This window comes from Mycobacterium sp. E3247, assembly GCF_001667785.1.
Lineage (GTDB): Bacteria > Actinomycetota > Actinomycetes > Mycobacteriales > Mycobacteriaceae > Mycobacterium.
Window position 1 is genome coordinate 1 of the sequence record NZ_LZJG01000302.1, and the last position, 1,752, is coordinate 1,752.

2 protein-coding genes are annotated in these 1,752 nt (G+C 68.9%); one reads left to right on the forward strand and one right to left on the reverse strand.

Features of this window, described 5'->3' with window-relative positions; genetic code table 11:
• Positions 1 to 1,030 (reverse strand): anthranilate phosphoribosyltransferase (gene trpD / locus A9X04_RS16635; protein ID WP_067922534.1); only part of this gene is annotated, 1,030 nt, incomplete at its 3' end.
• A gap of 138 nt (positions 1,031 to 1,168) precedes the next feature.
• Here trpD and A9X04_RS16640 point away from each other — a divergent pair.
• A partial coding sequence (locus A9X04_RS16640; protein ID WP_067922537.1) for a heme-copper oxidase subunit III occupies positions 1,169 to 1,752 on the forward strand: 584 nt, incomplete at its 3' end.

Below are 1,752 nucleotides of genomic sequence, written 5' to 3' on the forward strand. Positions count from 1 at the left end.
CCGCGCCGGCGCGCCGCAGCCCGTCCTCCCACGCCGGCAACCATTCAGCGCGGCTGGATAGACCGGCGTGGGCGACCAGGGCCCCGGCGGCGTTGAGCACCACGGCGTCCCGGACCGGTCCCTTGCCGCCGGCCAGCACCGCACGCACCTCGGCGGCGTTGGCTTGCGCGTCACCGCCCAGCAGGTCACCGAGATCGGCTCGGGCGAAACCGAATCCGGCCGGATCGAAGGTCAGCTTGTCGACCGTGCCGGCCTGCACGCGCCAAATGGTGCTGGTGGTGGTCGTGGTCAGCTCGTCCAGCCCGTCGTCACCGTGCACCACGAGCACGCTCGACCGGCGAGCGGCGAACACCCCCGCCATCACCTCGGCCAGATCGGCGAACGCGCAGCCGATCAGCCCGGCCCGCGGTCTGGCCGGATTGGTTAGCGGCCCAAGGAGATTGAAGACCGTCGGTACCCCGATCTCGCGTCGTACCACCGAGGCGTGCCGGTACGAGGGATGAAACACCGGCGCGAAGCAGAACCCGATGCCGACCTCGGCCAGGCTCTGCGCGACCTGCTCGGGTCCGAGCTCGATGCGCACGCCGAGCGCCTCCAGCGTGTCGGCGCCACCGGACAGCGACGACGCCGCGCGGTTGCCGTGTTTGACCACCGGCACGCCCGCGGCCGCGACCACGATCGCCGCCATGGTGGACAGGTTGACCGTGTTGACGCCGTCACCACCCGTCCCGACGATGTCGACGGCGTCGTCGCGCAGGGCGGGCATGGGGCGCGCGTGGCTCAGCATGACGTCGGCCAGCTCGCTGACCTCGGCCGAGGTGGGGACCTTCATCTTCATGGCCACGGCGAATGCGGCGATCTGCGCCGGGCTCGCGCCGCCGGCCATGACCTGTTCCATGGTCCAGGCGGCCTGGCCCCGCACCAGGTCGTGCCCGCCCGTCAACCGGGCCAGGACCTGCGGCCACGACGGCGCCGACCCCGGGCCCGCGGTCGAACCGCCGGGGGTCGAAGCCTCAGATGACACAGCCACGCGCCGATGGTCCCACGCGGACCGAACCTCGCCCAACAGCCGCGGAAAGCCGCCCGCTCCGGGCGCGGCCGCGACGCGAAAACATTAATTGCCGCCCCGGGTGGAGTTGATCAACTACAAAGCGTCATACTTGCGGATGTGACCAGCGCTGTAGGGACCTCGGGTACTGCAATCACGTCGCGGGTTCATTCGTTGAATCGACCCAACATGGTCAGTGTCGGCACCATCGTCTGGCTCTCCAGCGAGCTGATGTTCTTTGCCGGCCTGTTCGCGATGTACTTCACCGCGCGTGCGCAGTCGGGCGGGAAATGGCCGCCGCCGCCGACCGAACTCAACCTCTATCAGGCCGTCCCGGTGACGCTTGTGCTGATCGCGTCGTCGTTCACCTGCCAGATGGGGGTGTTCGCGGCCGAACGCGGCGACGTCTTCGGGCTGCGTCGCTGGTACGTGATCACCTTCCTGATGGGCCTGTTCTTCGTTTGCGGGCAGGGCTACGAGTACTTCCACCTGGCGACTCACGGCACCACCATCCCCGGCAGCGCCTACGGCAGCGTGTTCTACCTGGCGACCGGGTTCCACGGTCTGCACGTCACCGGCGGTCTGATCGCCTTCATCTTCCTGCTGGCGCGCACCGCGATGAGCAAGTTCACCCCGGCGCAGGCCACCGCGAGCATCGTCGTCTCCTACTACTGGCATTTCGTCGACATCGTGTGGATCGCGCT